Origin of the sequence: Knoellia sp. LjRoot47, from assembly GCF_964253435.1 — a bacterium.
Taxonomy (GTDB): Bacteria; Actinomycetota; Actinomycetes; order Actinomycetales; family Dermatophilaceae; genus Knoellia.
Genome location: NZ_CAXUQS020000001.1, coordinates 1,343,948 through 1,357,827 on the forward strand (window position 1 = coordinate 1,343,948; position 13,880 = coordinate 1,357,827).

The following is a 13,880-nucleotide window of genomic DNA, read 5'->3' on the forward strand; positions in this document are numbered from 1 at the left end:
CGTGCGGGCGATCGGTCGGGTCAGGCGCTGATGTCGCGTTCCCAGTGCCGAGTACCCGCGATCCGGGTGACGTATGCCGTCGTCTCACCTGCCGTCCCCACGGCCAGGCACGCCTCGTCGAGCTTCCCGTCGAGGCCGGCGGCCGTGACGAGGGCGTCGGTGGCCCCGGCGAGGCCGATCACCTTGAAGTGGGTGAAGGCGTCGGTGAGGAAGTCGCGCGCTGCCGGCTCGTCGGCCAGCGTGGCGCCGCCGTCGTCTCCGGTGACGATCGCGACGGTGTCGTAGAGCACCGACGGTGCCCCGGCGATCGCCTGCTTGGCGGTGAGGCTCGACCCGTCGGACAGGGTCGCGCCACCCACCTTGGCCGCGATGACCTCAACGACCCCACCGGCCTTCTCGACCGCCTTGGTGAGTCGCTTGACCGCGGCGGCGTTCGCGCCGTCGCCGACGAGCAGCCCGAGCTTGCGGCCCTCGAAGGTCTCCTTGGCGTTGGCCAGGATGCTCAGCGCCGGCGACACCTCGGTCTCCACGACGGGGGCCGCGGGCTCCGACGCGGCGGGCAACGGCATACCGAGTCCGTCCGCGACGCGAGCGGCGAGGGACTCGTCGACGTTGCGCAGGTTCGCGACCATCCGCTCGCGGATGGCCGGGATCTCGCACTTGCCGAGCTCGAAGACGTAGGCCGCGACGATGTGGTCCTGCTCGACCGGCGTCTGGCTCAGCCAGAACTGCCGGCCCTGGCTGTAGTGGTCCTTGAACGACTCGGCCCGGATCCGTCGCGTCTCGCCCTCGACCGGCGCGGCGAAGGGCACGTGCCCGTCGGACCCTGCTTCGCGTGGGCCGCGGTCCTCGCCGGTGAAGGAGTTCGGCTCGTATGCCGCCCGCCCCCGTTGTGGAGACGTCTGCATGTGGCCGTCGCGCTGGAAGTGGGCGACGGGGCAGCGCGGGGCGTTGACCGGCAGCTGGCTGAAGTTCGTGCTGCCGAGTCGCTTGAGCTGGGTGTCGAGGTAGGAGAAGTTGCGGCCCTGGAGCAGCGGGTCGTTGGTGAAGTCGATGCCCGGCGGGACGTTCTGGGTCATGAACGCGACCTGCTCGATCTCGGCGAACACGTTGTCCACCACCCGGTTCAGCGTCATGGTGCCGACGGTGCGGATGGGGACGAGCTCCTCGGGGATGATCTTGGTCGCGTCGAGGACGTCGAAGTCGAACTCGTCGGCGAACGCGTCGTCGAAGACCTGGACGCCGAGCTCCCACTGGGGGAAGTCCCCGGCGGTGATGGCGTCGAACAGGTCGCGGCGGTGGAAGTCCGGGTCGGCGCCGTTGATCTTCACGGCCTCGTTCCACACGACGGACTGCATGCCGAGGACGGGCTTCCAGTGGAACTTCACGAACGAGCTCTCGCCCGCGTCGTTGACGAACCGGAAGGTGTGGACGCCGAAGCCCTCCATCATCCGGAACGAGCGCGGGATGGCACGGTCCGACATCGTCCACAACGTCATGTGGGTCGACTCGGGCATGAGCGAGACGAAGTCCCAGAAGGTGTCGTGCGCCGACTGCGCCTGCGGGAAGCCGCGGTCCGGCTCCTCCTTGACGGAGTGCACGAGGTCGGGGAACTTCACCGCGTCCTGGATGAAGAACACCGGGATGTTGTTGCCCACGAGGTCCCAGTTGCCCTCGTCGGTGTAGAACTTCGTCGCGAACCCGCGCACGTCGCGGGCGAGGTCGAACGAGCCGAGGTTGCCGGCCACCGTCGAGAAGCGCACGAAGGTCTCGGTCTGCTTGCCGGCCTCGGCGAACACACTGGCCCGGGTGATGTCGGCGAGCGACTCGGTGCACTCGAAGACGCCGTGCGCGCCGTAGCCGCGGGCGTGGACGACGCGCTCCGGGATGCGCTCGTGGTCGAAGTGGAAGATCTTCTCGCGGAACGCGTGGTCGGCCATGAGCGTGGGACCGCGCTCGCCCGCACGCAGCGAGTTGTTGTCGTCCTGGACTGGTGCGCCGTGCGCGGTCGTCATCACGGGGCTGTCGCCGCCGGCCAGCTGGTGGAGCTCGCCGCCGTTGCCGACCTCCTCGGTCGCCGTCTGGGCCGCGCCTCGGGCCTTGCCGGTGGTGGTGGCCTTCTTCTTCGTCGCCATGCTGGTGCTCCCTCTCGCGGGTGTGTGCCCGGGAGCGACCGCTCCGCGAGCATGCGGACGTCTTCTCGACGCTATGCCGCCAGCAGGGGGTCCGGCACCTCCTTCGGGGTGTATCGGGCCTGCCTCACGATTGGCGGTGTTCTCGCAGGTCACGGGGCCTGAGTGCTGACCTAGGGTGGACGGACCCGACTGGAGGAGGACCTCGTGGTCCACATCGTTCGAGAGTTCGAGGTGCCCTGCCCGCAGGACGCCGCTGTCGCCTACCTGGCCGACTTCGCCAACGCCGTCGAGTGGGACCCGGGCACGGTGTCCTGCGTGCGCGACGGCGACCCCGCCGCCCCGGTGGTCCCGGGGGCCACCTGGACCAACGTCAGCAAGGTGCTGGGCCGCGAGACGACCCTGACCTACGAGCTCATCACGCTCGAGGACGACCACGTCGTGCTCGAGGGCAGCAACAAGACCGCCGACTCGCGCGACGACCTCACCGTCACCGCCGTCGACGCCTCGACGAGCCGGATCCGCTACGAGGCGACCATCACCTTCAAGGGGATCGCCAAGCTCACGGACCCGCTCATGGCGCTCGTCTTCAAGGGCATCGCCGACGAGACGGTGGACGACCTCACGGCGGCCCTCACCCGCGTCGCCTCGTGACGACCGACGTCCAGGCCGTCCAGGCCGACGCGCTCGGGGCCGAGGACTTCGTGCTGCTCACGACCTTCCGTCGCAGCGGCGAGGGCGTGCCGACGCCCGTGTGGGTCACCCGGCTGGCCGACGGCGGCCGCGTCGGCTTCTACACGACCATGGGCACGGGCAAGACCAAGCGGCTGCGCCACACGCCGCAGGTCACCGTCCAGCCGTGCAGCCGCACCGGAACCCCGACCCCCGGCACGCACCCGGTCGAGGCCACCGCCGAGATGGTGCAGTCCGGCCGGGAGTTCGACGAGGTGCAGGCGGCCATCCGCGAGAAGTACGGCTGGCAGACCACGCTCTTCGCCGTCGTCGCGGGGCTGGCCACCCGCCGCAAGGGCCTCACCTACCGCGACACCGTCGTGCTCATCACCCCCACCCCGAGCAGTTCGCACAGAGAGGACGACCAGCATGGCTGACAAGGACCCCAGGGCGCTCACCGCGCAGATCATGAAGGAGACCCGGATCGCGACGTTGACCTATGTCGACGACGAGGGCCGGCTCGTGTCGACGCCGATGGGCACCCAGGACTTCGAGGACCCGGGCACCGTCTGGTTCATCACCGAGCTGGACACCGACAAGGTGGCCGCGATCCGGCAGCGCCCCGCGGTCAACGTCGCCTACGCCAGCGACACGGGCTGGGTCTCCTACGCCGGCACGGCCGTGATCAGCACCGACCGCGCCAAGCTCGAAGAGCTGTGGGACCCCTCGGTGTCCGCATACATGAAGGGCGACGCGCAGGACCCCAACAACGGTCTCATCGAGGTCCGCGCCGACACCGCCGAGTACTGGGAGTCGCCCGGGAAGGCGGCCATGCTCGTCCACCTCGTCAAGGGTCTCGTCACCGACGACAAGGCCGAGGACGAGGACGACGACTCGAGCGGGGTCGTCCAGCTCTGACGACGCGTGCCGGCCCCGGGCGACCCGGGCCGGCAACGCCTCGTCGTCAGTTGCCGCGCAGGGAACGTAGGACGCGTGGCAGGTGATCGACGATCTCGCTCGCGAGGTAGCCCACGCGCCCGAACGTCATGACGAGGTCGTCGCCCGCCGCCGCATGCATGTACTTCGCCCAGACGAGGGCCTGAGTCGGGGTCGCGCCCCGGCTGAGCAGCCCGACGACCGCACCGGCGACGACGTCACCGCTGCCCGAGGTCCCGAGTCCGGTGTCACCGGTCGTGACCTCCCAGACCCTGCCGTCCGCGACAACGGTCGTGCCACAACCGATCACGGCCCCCAGACGGCGTGAAGCAGTGAGGCAGGCTTGGGCGACGCCCTCGTCGTCGAGGTCGTCACGCCCGAGTAGACGGGCGAGCTCACCGGTGTTGGGGGTGAGGACGAGGCGCCCGGCCAGCGCCCGAGCCGTGTCGGGCGAGGCGTCCGGCAGGCTGGTCAGGCCATAGGCGTCGAGCACGACCGGCGTCCTCCTCGGCAGGAGCGGCACGAGCTCGTCGAGGAGCCGCGCCGACCCCTCGCCGTCGTCGAGCCCGGGTCCCACGAGGACGGCGTCCGCGCGCTCGAGCTCGGAGGACAGGACCTCTCCGGCCCCGACACCCGTCACCGACCCGCTCTGGTCCTCGGCCAGGCCGAGGGTCCCGCACTCCGGCAGGGCGACGGCCACGGGGGTGGCGACACTCTGCGCGACAGCGAGGCTGAGACGACCCGCGCCCGTACGCAGCGCCGCCCGTCCGGCGAGCAGCACCCCGCCCGGGGTGCCGCGCGCCCCGCCGACGACGAGGGCCTGCCCCCGGCTGTACTTGCTGCCTGCCGGCTCCGGCAGCGGCCAGTCGTCGAGCAGGTGCGGTGTGACCGGGCGGGGCGATCTCGCCGTCCCCCCGCGGACCGCCTCGGGGACGTCGGCCGTGCCGGTCGGCTCAGCCACGACCGGCACCGACCTCGTCGGAGGCGCCGGGCTGGTCCGTGACCTCGACTCCGAGCTCTCGCAGGTGCGTGTCGATGTTGTAGTCCTGCACCACCCAGCCGGTGGGTGAGTCCTCGTCGCGGCGGAGGCGGCAGATCGCGGCGTTCTTGAGCGGGTCCTTCCGCGACCGCTCGAGCACCGCCTCCTCGTCGAGCCCCTCCGCGACGTAGGTGAACATGAGCAGGACGACGTCGTGCGCGGCGACGAGCACCCGCTCGTGCCGCTCGGTGTGGGCGATGTCGGTCAGCACGGCGCGGACCCGCCCTGCCACGTCGGACCAGGACTCCCCGCCCGGAGGCCGGTAGTAGAACTTGCCGAGCCACTCGCGGCGCTCCGCCTCCTCGGGGTACTTCGCCCGGATACCGGCCCCGGTGAGCATGTCGGTGATCCCCATGTCGCGGTCGCGCAGGCGCTCGTCGACCCGGACCTCGAGATCGGTCCCGGTCTCGTCGAGGGCGAGCTCGGCGCTCTCGCGCGCCCGCCGGTAGGGGCTCGTCCACACGATCTCGGGGCGCTCGTCCTCCGGCAGGTCGGACAGCCAGCGTCCCACGGCAGCGGCCTGCTCGCGCCCGAGCTCGGAGAGCTCCACGTCGGGGTCTCGGGCGGGGACGGCGATCCGTTCGAGGTTGTCCCGCTGGGCGGACTCGGCGGCGACGTTGCCCTCGGACTGGCCGTGGCGGACGAGGATGAGACTACGAGCTGACATGACTCGAGGCTATGGCGAAAAGCGCTGTGCGGCAGCGCTACCGACCGGGCGAAACCTGTCCCCCCGCCCCGAGGTCCCAGCTCGTGGGAATGAACATCTGGCAGTCTGCTCGCCATGACGACCTCGGGGGAGACGGCGATGGCGTGCGGGCGGTGGCGGGTGCTCCCGGGCTGGGCGGTCCTGCCGCTCGCCGCAGCAGTGTGGTGGGTCGTGGGCTTCCTACCCTGGATCGTCGAGGGCATGCACCTCAGCTCGTCCGCGTGGCCCATGACCCTCACCCTCGAGGGTCCGGTCGCGGCGCTGCCCTTCAGTGAGTTCGGGTTCCCCACGCTGCTCGTGTGCGGCGTCATCGGCGGGACGGCGGCCCTCGCCGTCTCCCGGCTCGCGGCACCGGGGGTGTCCCACCCGAGGCTTCTCGCGGCGACGGGTGGCGTGGTCGCCGTGCTCGCCTCGCTGGCGCAGACGTGGCGCGCGATCGAGCCGGCCAAGGCGGAGACCGACGAGGCGACCCTCCTGCTCGTGGCGTTGGTCGTCGCGACCGTCGTGTTCGCTGCAGTCGGGCTGCTCGTGGGCGCCGGGGTGGCCCGAGGTCGAGGCTGGCCGTGGGTCCTCGGTGGCGCGACGGGCGCGTCCCTGTCGGGGTCCTGGGTCCTCGACCTCCTGGACCGGGGACAGGGCCCGCTGCCCGGGTGGCTGGCTCAGGTCCTTCTCTGGCACCCGTGGGTCGTCGGCATCCTCCTCGGCGGGGTGCTGGCCGTCGTCGGGTTCAGGCCCACCGGCCGCGTCGTCCGCTGGGTGGTCGCCCTCGCGATCGCGTGGGTCGTGCCCTCGGTCCTCACCGCGATGACGTATGCCGTCTTCTACTTCAGCCAGGGGCCGGTCACCCGCGCGCACGCCATGGAGGTCCTCGACGCGGGCAGTGAGGTCTTCGTGCAGTCGCTCTCGCCGGGGGACCGCCACCTCGGGTCACTCGTGCTCGCGGTCGTCATCGGCGTGACCGGCTCGTGGCGGCGGCGGGCCTGACGCCGGTCGGACGGCCCGACGCCGGTCAGGCCAGCCAGGTGCCGTCGCGCATGAGCGTGCGGTCGGCGAGCTCGGGGTACTCGCGCCAGGCCTGGACGAGGCGGGGCGTCACGACGTAGCCCGCGTAGGCAGGACCGGACTCGCGCGGGTCCCAGCCGGCGCGGACGGCATACGACTCCCAGCGGACGGCCGGGAGCGAGTCGAGGGCGACCTCGACGACCGGACCCTCGACCATGACGACATCGCGCAGCTCGCCGAGCGCGAGACGGACGAAACCTCGGTCGCGCATGTTGCGGCCGGCGGGGGTGTCGCGGCCGGTGGCGAGCAGCAGCTCGGCGCCGTCCCAGTCGAACGACAGGGGGACGAGGCCGGGCGGGCCCTCGCCGGTCGGTGCGGTCGCCACCCACGCGTCGACGTCGTTCTCGAGCCGGGCTCGTGTGTCGGCGAGCCGGACCGTGAGGGAGCGCGGAGTTTCCATGGGCCCATCCTGCTGCCCTGGGCCTACGCTTCGCCCATGGTCATCGTCGCGTCCGTGTTCGCCGCCGTCGCCGCCCTCATCCACGTCTACATCTTCCGTCTCGAGTCGCTCGCGTGGACCGACCCGGGCACCCAGAAGGTCTTCGGCACGACCCCGGAGACCGTGGAGGTGACCAAGCCGCTGGCCTACAACCAGGGCTTCTACAACCTCTTCCTCGCGGTCATCGCCGTCACCGGCATCATCGTCTCGGCCGCCGGACCCGACGACGTCGGGGAGGCCCTCATCTATGCCGCGTGCGGCTCGATGCTCGCCGCCGCCCTCGTCCTCGTGACGAGCGATGCGAGCAAGCTCCGGGCCGCGCTCATCCAGGGTGTGGCCCCGGCCCTGGCCGTCGTCGCGCTCCTCGTCGCCTGACGGGCGTAGCGTCGGAGCCATGCCCGCACCCGCCCAGTTCCCCGTCTCCGGCGACATCGACCCGAGCGTTCCGCCCTCTGGGCCCGGATGCGCCGAATGCACTGCGGCACAGGGCTGGTGGGTGCACCTGCGACGGTGCACCGCCTGCGGCCACATCGGGTGCTGCGACACCTCGCCGGAGCAGCACGCCACCGCGCACTTCCGTGAGACGGGCCACAAGGTCGTGGCGAGCTTCGAGCCCGGGGAGTCGTGGTTCTGGAACTACGAGACCGAGGAGACCGCGCGAGGGCCGGTGCTCGCCGAGCCGTCGGCGCACCCGGAGGACCAGCCGGCGCCGGGCCCCGAGGGCCAGGTCCCCGACAACTGGCGCGACCTCATCCACCGGTGAGCGGACGGCATACCCCCATGGACGACGCGACGAGGTTCCTCGCCGAACAGCAGTACGTCGAGCTGACCACCTTCCGCCGCAACGGCAAGGGCGTCGCGACGCCGGTGTGGATCGCCCCTGACGGTGACGACCTCCTCGTCGTCACCGTCGACGACACCGGCAAGACCAAGCGTCTGGCCCACACCGCGCGCGTCGAGCTGCGCCCGTGCAGCGTGCGGGGCGAGGTCGCGCCGGGCGCCCCACGGTATGCCGCCCGCGCCAGCGTGCATCGTGACGCTGCGGCCATCGCTCGGGTCAAGCGGGCGATCGGGGCGAAGTACGGCTGGTGGTACCGCGCGCTCACCGTCGTCGAGCCGGTGCTCGACCGCCTGCCGGGACGCAAGCCCCGGGCCTCGATCGTCGTCACCGACGTCAGCCGGCTCGAGCCCTGAGCTCCTTCTCGATCGATCGGGCGAAGCCCGAGCCCATGACCTCGAGGACTCCGTGCATCGAGGCCTGCACCGCGGGCCGGGTGATCCCGGGGAAGGGCAGGTCGACCGAGACCGCGAGCTCGATCCGGAGGTCGGTGGTGTCGGGCTCGGTGCCGTCGCTGAGGTCGTAGCGGCCCTCCGTGCCGGCTCGCTCGTGCCCGTCGGGGTCGTGGCTGAACGTGATCCGGGTCCGCGGGTCGAAGTCCATCTGCTCGGTGAAGGCGAGCTCGAAGGACTGTCCGAGGACGGGGATGCGGGCGAGCTGCCACCGCCAGCGGTCGCCGGTCGCCCGGATGGAGCGCACCATCGGGGTCAGCCTGGCCACCGTCGCGGGGTCAGTGAGCACGTCCCACACGAGGTCGCGGGGGTGGGCCACGGTGGCCTCGGAGGTCTTCTTCGCGGAGAAGGTCGCCATGTCAGTAGCCCGAGATGAGGGAGACGCACGCGCCGCCGAGCACGAGACTGCCGAGCGAGAGACCGAGCATGACGCCGACTCCCCACATCCGCGTGCTCTTCGCGATGAGCAGGGGTGACGCGAGCAGCGGCGGGATGATCGTGACGAGCAGGACGAGGAGCTCGGTGGGCGCCTGGACGCCGGCCAGCGCGAACGCGAGCAGCGGCGAGCCGACCGACGCGACGAGCCCGATGAGGCCGCCGAGGACGACCTTGGCCCACGACGGCAGCCCGGTCGGGAGGGGCTGCTGGGGGTACATCGGGCCGTAGGGGCCGTGTGGTCCCGGTGGCATCCCGGGCGGCGGTCCTGGTGGCATGCCGGGTGGTGGGCCTTGGGATGGCGGGCCGGGTGGGAACCCCGGCGGCGGGCCGGGCGGTGGGCCGGGCGGTGGCTGGGTCATGGTCCCTCCCTGGGGTCGGTGGCGGTCACCAGAGCCGCCAGGGTCCGAAGCCGACGACGAGTGCGGCGACGGCGACGACGACGAGCAGTGCGAGGTAGCCCAGCACGATGCGGGTGTCTCCGAGCAGGCACTTCGAGCGCAGCAGCCCGGCCCGCCGTGCCCGGGCGTACCCGAGCACCCCGAGCCCGGCGAAGAACACCAGCGCGAAGGGCCCGAGCAGCCAGCCGAGCAGCGCCACGGTGGCGAAGATGCACAGCCGCAGCGGGTCCGGCGTCTCGTGGTCGGCGGACGTTGTCGGGCCGACCGCCGGAACGCCGGTCGGCACGATGCGTGGGTCGGTCATGACCGCCTGCCCGTCGCCGTCGAGATCCGCGTGCGCGACAACGGTGCCCACGCCTGCACCGCGCAGAACGGCGCGCACTGGTGGGCGTCGGTCTCGGCGTTGACGGTGGCGACGTGCACGCAGCACTGGGTGAGCCGCTCCTCGATCATCGTGTTCATGTCCATGAACGGCTTGACCGTGACCCGCAGCACTCGCTCGCCGAGCATCGCCCGCAGCTTCTCGTGCCGGCCAGGCAGCCGCGAGGAGGCGAGCGTGGCGAGGGTCCCGATGCCGATGTCGCAGTTGGTGCAGATGTCCTTCCAGATCGTCGACATCGACGGGTGCGACAGCGACGACTGCTCGCTGAGCAGGTCGAGCAGGGAGCCCTTGACGACGGCCTTCATCGCGTCGGGGATGGTGTCGTCGGCGATGCGGTTGGCGAGCAGGTCGGGCTCGAGGTCGAGCCACTCCTTGAGCCGGGCGTGCCCGATGAGGCTCGTGAGGGAGCGCCACTCGCCCGCGTCGTCGCGCAGGAGGTAGCCCACCGAGCAGCAGTGCGGGTGGCTGCACGGCAGCGCAGTGAGGTCGCGCCAGGTCACCAGCCCGCCGGTCTGGCCCTCGAGCCGGGCGAGCACACCGGTGTGGGTGAGCCGGTCGAGCGGGTCCACGGTGCTGCCGCGGCCGCTGCCGAACACGGGCTGGATGGTGACGCCACCGATGTAGGGCGTGTCCAGAGCGCGTTTGACGACGTGGCCGATCTCGTCGTCGTTGACGCCGAGTGCCGCCGTCATCGTCAGCGTCGTGAACACACCGGCAGCGGAGAGCCGCTCGATCGCCCGCTCCTTGAAGCGGCGGATGTCGGCGCCACGGTGGGTGATCGACGCCTGTGCGGACTCGCCGTCGTACTGGAGGTAGACCTCGACCCGCTCGCGGTGACGGCGCAGCAGGGCGACCAGCTCGTCGTCCTGGGCGATGCGCAAGCCGTTGGTGTTGACGAGGATCCGCACGATGGGCCGTTCGATGACCGCGTCGAGGAGCTCCTCGAGCTGCGGGTAGAGCGTCGGCTCGCCACCCGAGAGCATGAGGACGTCGATCCGGCCGTTCTCCCGGGAGAGCCGGGTGTCGATCGACGCGAGCACCTGCTCGAGCGGAGCCACCGATGCCAGCGCGGGCGAGGACTCGGCGAAGCACGTCGGGCACTTGAGGTTGCAGTGGTCGAGCAGGTCCTCGAGCAGGATGCAGGTGTGCTGGGTCTGCATCTGCGGCAGCCCGTCCTCGTAGGCGCTCGGCACCGGCTTGAAGTTCCCGGTGACGTCGGGCTGGTGGACCTTGGTGGGCGCGGTCCACTGCTCGAGGTAGGCGAGGATCTCGGGCGACTCGTCGTAGAGCGTGCGGATGAGCCCGTGGTCGGGGCAGCCCCGCTCGAGCCAGACCCGGTCGTCGCGCACGGCGAGCCAGCCGCTGAGCCGGCGCACCTCGGCGAGCGGCCGGTCCGGCTGCTCCTCGTGGCACAGCGGGCAGAACGCGTTGACGTAGCGGTGGACGCGATAGTCGCGCAACGGCATACCGGCTCCTCGGGGTGCGCTCACGCGCTCACCTCCACGGGCTGGTCGGGACGGGCGGTGGCGTAGGCGCCGGTGCGCCAGCGCCACGCGATGCGGACGAGGACGAGCGGGACGGTCACGCAGAGGAAGAGCTGCGGCCGGGTGAGGCCCATCCAGACGTCCTCGTTGCCGCGCACCGTCTCGACGAGGAAGCGGAAGACCCCGTATGCCGCGACGTACCAGACGAACGTCTCTCCCGGGGGCGTGTCGCGGTGCCTCAGCCAGAACCACAGGATCGCGAACGCCGCTGTGTGGAAGGCGATCTCGTAGACGAACGACGGGTGGAGCGGGACCCCGGTGACGCTCCCCGTCCGGGCGGCCTGGGTGGCGTCGAGGGTGATGCCCCAGCCGTGGCCGGTGGGGGTGCCGGGCTCCTCGGTGAGCAGGCAGCCGATCCGCCCGACGGCCATGCCGAGAGCGACGGCCGGTGCGAAGAGGTCGCCCGTGCGCAGACGGTAGCCGGTGACGCGCTTGGCGACGTGCACCCCGAGCCAGGCACCGACGAGTCCGCCGAGGATCGACCGGTTGCCGTAGAGCCACTGCTCGGCCACGGACGCGTTCGCGCGCAGGTCGACGTGCTGGAGCCAGGTGCCCATCCGCATGAAGATCGCGCCGCCGACGACCGCGCCCAGCACGACATGCAGGAGACGCTCGTCGCGGTGACCCCGCCGGCGGGCCTCGACGACGAAGACCGCTGTGGCGGCGACGACGCCGAGGGCCACGAACAGCTCGTGGGCCGGGATCGGTCCGAGGCGGGTGATCACGCCCACACCCTTCCATCCGAGCCCGCGTTCTGCCCGAGTATCGCGACTCAAGCCGCAGGGGTGGGCGATGCGCGTCAAGATCACGTCAAGATGGTGAGGATCCTCGTCAGTGGGTCTAGCGTGCGGGCAGTGACGAGGAACGAGCCGCGGCGATCGATGAGGCATTGGTTGCTCGAGGTCGAGGACGCTGATCCCGGTGGCTACTACGAGGGCGAGCGCGAGGCGCTCAAGAAGGACCACGTCCAGCCGTGGTGGCGGGTCATGTGCCTCACCGGCGTCGACTACTTCTCGACGCTGGGCTACCAGCCGGGGATCGCGGCCCTCGCCGCCGGCGCGCTGGCCCCCGTCGCGACCCTCGTACTCGTGCTCGTGACCCTCTTCGCCGCGCTGCCGATGTACCGCCGGGTGGCGAGGGAGAGTCCGCACGGCGACGGCAGCCTCTCGATGCTCCAGCGGCTCCTGTCGTACTGGCCGAGCAAGCTGCTCGTGCTCTCGCTCCTGGGCTTCGTCGCGACCGGGTTCATCGTGACGATCACCCTGTCGGGCGCGGACGCCGCGGCCCACCTCACCGAGAACCCGTTCCTGCGCGACGCCCTCCACGGCAAGGAGGTGCTCATCACGCTCGGCCTCATCGCGCTGCTCGCCGGCGTCTTCCTCAAGGGGTTCAGCGAGGCCATCGGGGTGGCCGTCGTGCTCGTCGTCGCCTACCTCGGTCTGAGCGCGATCGTGCTCGTCCGTGGCGTCTACGAGGTGTTCACCCACCCCACCGTCATCGGCGACTGGACCGACCACATGACGGCGACCCACTCGATGCCGTTCGGGATCATCGCGGCGTCGCTGCTCGTCTTCCCCGCGCTCGCGCTCGGCCTGTCAGGGTTCGAGACCGGGGTCGTCGTCATGCCGCTCGTCAAGGGCGACCCGACGGACACCGCCGAGGACCCGGCCGGGCGGATCCGCAACGCCAAGAAGCTCCTCACGACCGCCGCGCTCATCATGAGCGTGCTGCTCGTCGGCTCCTCGCTCGTCACGACGATGCTCATCCCGGAGGACGCCTTCAAGGCCGGTGGTGAGGCCAACGGCCGCGCGCTGGCCTTCCTCGCGCACCAGATGTTCGGCGACGGGTTCGGCACGGCATACGACGCGGCGACGATCGGCATCCTGTGGTTCGCCGGCGCCAGCGCGATGGCGGGCCTGCTCAACATCGTGCCGCGCTACCTTCCCCGCTACGGCATGGCGCCGGACTGGGCGAGCTCGACCCGACCGCTCGTCCTCGTCCTGGCGTTCATCGCCGCTGTCGTCACGCTGCTCTTCAGGGCAGACGTCGACGAGCAGGCCGGCGCCTATGCCACCGGTGTCCTCGCCCTCATGACGTCGGCGGCGATCGCGGTCTTCCTCACCGAGCTCCGCCGAGGGCACAAGGGGGCCGCGGCGTTCTTCGCCCTCGTGAGCGCGATCTTCGTCTACACGTTCGTCGTCACGGTGGTCGAGCGCCCGGAGGGCCTCATCATCGCGCTGCTGTTCATCGCGATCATCCTCGCCGTCTCGGTGGCCTCGCGGATCTCGCGCAGCACCGAGCTGCGCGTGCGTGAGGTGGAGTACGACGACGCCTCGACGGCGCTCATCCAGCGCACGAGCGACGGCCGCAACCCGCTGCGCTTCATCGCCAACAAGCTCAATGCCGGTGACGACGCCGAGTACGACGGCAAGGACCTCGAGGTCCGCGTCGACAACCACCTCAAGGGCTGGCAGAAGGCGCTGTTCATCGAGGTCGAGATCACCGACGCGAGCGACTTCGACTCACCGGTGACGGTGCGGGCCGTCAAGGTCGGCCGGCACGAGATCCTGCGCGCCACCGGGACGTCCGTGCCGAACGTGCTCGCGGCGGTCCTGCTCGACATCCGCGACCGGACGGGCATCCCGCCGCACGCCTACTTCGAGTGGAGCGAACGTGCGCCGGGCGCCAACGTGCTCCGCTTCCTGCTCGCCGGTGAGGGCGACGTCCCGCCGCTGACCCACGAGATCCTCCGTCGTGCCGAGCCCGACGAGCCCCGCCGCCCGAGGGTGCACGTCGGCGGCTGAGCCGAATCGGGAGAGGGGTCTTGACCACCGCGCCTGGG

Annotated in this window: 17 protein-coding genes; 8 read left to right on the top strand and 9 right to left on the bottom strand. The window is 71.2% G+C overall.

The genetic code is table 11. The features are described from left to right. Positions 1 to 20 precede the first annotated feature (20 nt). Entirely contained in the window at positions 21 to 2,135 is a 2,115-nt protein-coding gene (locus ACSQ11_RS06565) for a catalase (protein WP_436004186.1), read from the bottom strand. 204 nt (positions 2,136 to 2,339) lie between these two features. Between ACSQ11_RS06565 and ACSQ11_RS06570 the strand changes: the two genes are divergently transcribed. From ACSQ11_RS06570 to ACSQ11_RS06580, 3 genes are read left to right on the top strand one after another with little or no spacing between them, the layout of a single operon-like run. After that, on the top strand, positions 2,340 to 2,786 hold the full coding sequence (locus tag ACSQ11_RS06570) for an SRPBCC family protein (protein WP_436004188.1): 447 nt from the start codon (positions 2,340 to 2,342) through the stop codon (positions 2,784 to 2,786). Then, positions 2,783 to 3,241, top strand: coding sequence for a PPOX class F420-dependent oxidoreductase (locus tag ACSQ11_RS06575; RefSeq protein WP_436004190.1), 459 nt, complete (start codon positions 2,783 to 2,785; stop codon positions 3,239 to 3,241). Before ACSQ11_RS06570 ends, ACSQ11_RS06575 begins: the two co-directional genes overlap by 4 nt. Continuing rightward, complete coding sequence (locus tag ACSQ11_RS06580; protein ID WP_436004192.1) at positions 3,234 to 3,722, top strand: pyridoxamine 5'-phosphate oxidase family protein; 489 nt, start codon at positions 3,234 to 3,236, stop codon at positions 3,720 to 3,722. Before ACSQ11_RS06575 ends, ACSQ11_RS06580 begins: the two co-directional genes overlap by 8 nt. A gap of 46 nt (positions 3,723 to 3,768) precedes the next feature. Here ACSQ11_RS06580 and ACSQ11_RS06585 read toward each other — a convergent pair whose 3' ends face one another. Together ACSQ11_RS06585 and ACSQ11_RS06590 are read right to left on the bottom strand one after the other, a co-directional pair. Then, positions 3,769 to 4,701 (bottom strand): NAD(P)H-hydrate dehydratase, encoded by a 933-nt coding sequence (locus ACSQ11_RS06585; RefSeq protein WP_436004194.1) that lies wholly within the window; start codon positions 4,699 to 4,701, stop codon positions 3,769 to 3,771. Beyond that, entirely contained in the window at positions 4,694 to 5,446 is a 753-nt protein-coding gene (locus tag ACSQ11_RS06590) for a histidine phosphatase family protein (protein ID WP_436004196.1), read from the bottom strand. Before ACSQ11_RS06590 ends, ACSQ11_RS06585 begins: the two co-directional genes overlap by 8 nt. 114 nt (positions 5,447 to 5,560) lie before the next feature. On the opposite strand from ACSQ11_RS06590, the gene ACSQ11_RS06595 reads away from it, so the two are divergent. Continuing rightward, entirely contained in the window at positions 5,561 to 6,469 is a 909-nt protein-coding gene (locus ACSQ11_RS06595; protein WP_436004198.1) for a hypothetical protein, read from the top strand. Between the two features lie 25 nt (positions 6,470 to 6,494). On the opposite strand, the gene ACSQ11_RS06600 is transcribed toward ACSQ11_RS06595, so the two are convergent. Continuing rightward, the gene (locus ACSQ11_RS06600) at positions 6,495 to 6,947 is read right to left on the bottom strand and encodes a pyridoxamine 5'-phosphate oxidase family protein (RefSeq protein WP_436004200.1); all 453 of its coding nucleotides are present in this window, start codon (positions 6,945 to 6,947) and stop codon (positions 6,495 to 6,497) included. 36 nt (positions 6,948 to 6,983) lie between these two features. On the opposite strand from ACSQ11_RS06600, the gene ACSQ11_RS06605 reads away from it, so the two are divergent. Genes ACSQ11_RS06605 through ACSQ11_RS06615 form a run of 3 tightly spaced genes read left to right on the top strand, consistent with a single transcriptional unit; the run spans position 6,984 to position 8,180 of the window. Beyond that, entirely contained in the window at positions 6,984 to 7,361 is a 378-nt protein-coding gene (locus tag ACSQ11_RS06605; RefSeq protein WP_436004202.1) for a DUF1304 domain-containing protein, read from the top strand. Positions 7,362 to 7,380: 19 nt separating this feature from the next. Then, complete coding sequence (locus ACSQ11_RS06610; protein WP_436004204.1) at positions 7,381 to 7,749, top strand: UBP-type zinc finger domain-containing protein; 369 nt, start codon at positions 7,381 to 7,383, stop codon at positions 7,747 to 7,749. A 17-nt stretch (positions 7,750 to 7,766) separates the two neighbouring features. After that, positions 7,767 to 8,180, top strand: a complete 414-nt coding sequence (locus tag ACSQ11_RS06615; protein WP_436004206.1) for a PPOX class F420-dependent oxidoreductase — start codon at positions 7,767 to 7,769, stop codon at positions 8,178 to 8,180. Here the strand turns inward: ACSQ11_RS06615 and ACSQ11_RS06620 are convergent. The 5 genes from ACSQ11_RS06620 to ACSQ11_RS06640 all read right to left on the bottom strand — a co-directional run bounded on the left by ACSQ11_RS06620 (position 8,161) and on the right by ACSQ11_RS06640 (position 11,763). After that, positions 8,161 to 8,634, bottom strand: a complete 474-nt coding sequence (locus ACSQ11_RS06620) for an SRPBCC family protein (RefSeq protein ID WP_436004208.1) — start codon at positions 8,632 to 8,634, stop codon at positions 8,161 to 8,163. The two genes, ACSQ11_RS06615 and ACSQ11_RS06620, sit on opposite strands and share 20 nt — an antisense overlap. 1 nt (position 8,635) lies before the next feature. Continuing rightward, entirely contained in the window at positions 8,636 to 8,965 is a 330-nt protein-coding gene (locus ACSQ11_RS06625; RefSeq protein WP_436004210.1) for a hypothetical protein, read from the bottom strand. Between the two features lie 133 nt (positions 8,966 to 9,098). Beyond that, positions 9,099 to 9,416 (bottom strand): hypothetical protein, encoded by a 318-nt coding sequence (locus ACSQ11_RS06630; protein WP_436004212.1) that lies wholly within the window; start codon positions 9,414 to 9,416, stop codon positions 9,099 to 9,101. After that, the gene (locus ACSQ11_RS06635; RefSeq protein WP_436004214.1) at positions 9,413 to 10,984 is read right to left on the bottom strand and encodes a radical SAM protein; all 1,572 of its coding nucleotides are present in this window, start codon (positions 10,982 to 10,984) and stop codon (positions 9,413 to 9,415) included. Before ACSQ11_RS06635 ends, ACSQ11_RS06630 begins: the two co-directional genes overlap by 4 nt. Next, positions 10,981 to 11,763: a prolipoprotein diacylglyceryl transferase gene (locus ACSQ11_RS06640; RefSeq protein WP_436004216.1), complete on the bottom strand. Its 783-nt coding sequence runs from the start codon at positions 11,761 to 11,763 to the stop codon at positions 10,981 to 10,983. The genes ACSQ11_RS06635 and ACSQ11_RS06640 overlap by 4 nt, the downstream gene beginning before the upstream one ends. Positions 11,764 to 11,919: 156 nt before the next feature. On the opposite strand from ACSQ11_RS06640, the gene ACSQ11_RS06645 reads away from it, so the two are divergent. Then, a complete protein-coding gene (locus ACSQ11_RS06645; protein WP_436004218.1) occupies positions 11,920 to 13,842 on the top strand; it encodes an amino acid transporter in 1,923 nt (640 codons plus the stop codon). Positions 13,843 to 13,880 lie beyond the last annotated feature (38 nt).

Excerpts from the sequence above, each read along its gene's own strand:
- ACSQ11_RS06565 (WP_436004186.1), bottom strand. The coding sequence starts at position 2,135 with ATGGCGACGAAGAAGAAGGCCACCACCACCGGCAAGGCCCGAGGCGCG.
- ACSQ11_RS06580 (WP_436004192.1), top strand. The coding sequence starts at position 3,234 with ATGGCTGACAAGGACCCCAGGGCGCTCACCGCGCAGATCATGAAGGAG.
- ACSQ11_RS06590 (WP_436004196.1), bottom strand. The coding sequence starts at position 5,446 with ATGTCAGCTCGTAGTCTCATCCTCGTCCGCCACGGCCAGTCCGAGGGC.
- ACSQ11_RS06595 (WP_436004198.1), top strand. The coding sequence starts at position 5,561 with ATGACGACCTCGGGGGAGACGGCGATGGCGTGCGGGCGGTGGCGGGTG.
- ACSQ11_RS06600 (WP_436004200.1), bottom strand. The coding sequence starts at position 6,947 with ATGGAAACTCCGCGCTCCCTCACGGTCCGGCTCGCCGACACACGAGCC.
- ACSQ11_RS06605 (WP_436004202.1), top strand. The coding sequence starts at position 6,984 with ATGGTCATCGTCGCGTCCGTGTTCGCCGCCGTCGCCGCCCTCATCCAC.
- ACSQ11_RS06610 (WP_436004204.1), top strand. The coding sequence starts at position 7,381 with ATGCCCGCACCCGCCCAGTTCCCCGTCTCCGGCGACATCGACCCGAGC.
- ACSQ11_RS06615 (WP_436004206.1), top strand. The coding sequence starts at position 7,767 with ATGGACGACGCGACGAGGTTCCTCGCCGAACAGCAGTACGTCGAGCTG.
- ACSQ11_RS06620 (WP_436004208.1), bottom strand. The coding sequence starts at position 8,634 with ATGGCGACCTTCTCCGCGAAGAAGACCTCCGAGGCCACCGTGGCCCAC.
- ACSQ11_RS06625 (WP_436004210.1), bottom strand. The coding sequence starts at position 8,965 with ATGCCACCGGGACCACACGGCCCCTACGGCCCGATGTACCCCCAGCAG.
- ACSQ11_RS06630 (WP_436004212.1), bottom strand. The coding sequence starts at position 9,416 with ATGACCGACCCACGCATCGTGCCGACCGGCGTTCCGGCGGTCGGCCCG.
- ACSQ11_RS06645 (WP_436004218.1), top strand. The coding sequence starts at position 11,920 with ATGAGGCATTGGTTGCTCGAGGTCGAGGACGCTGATCCCGGTGGCTAC.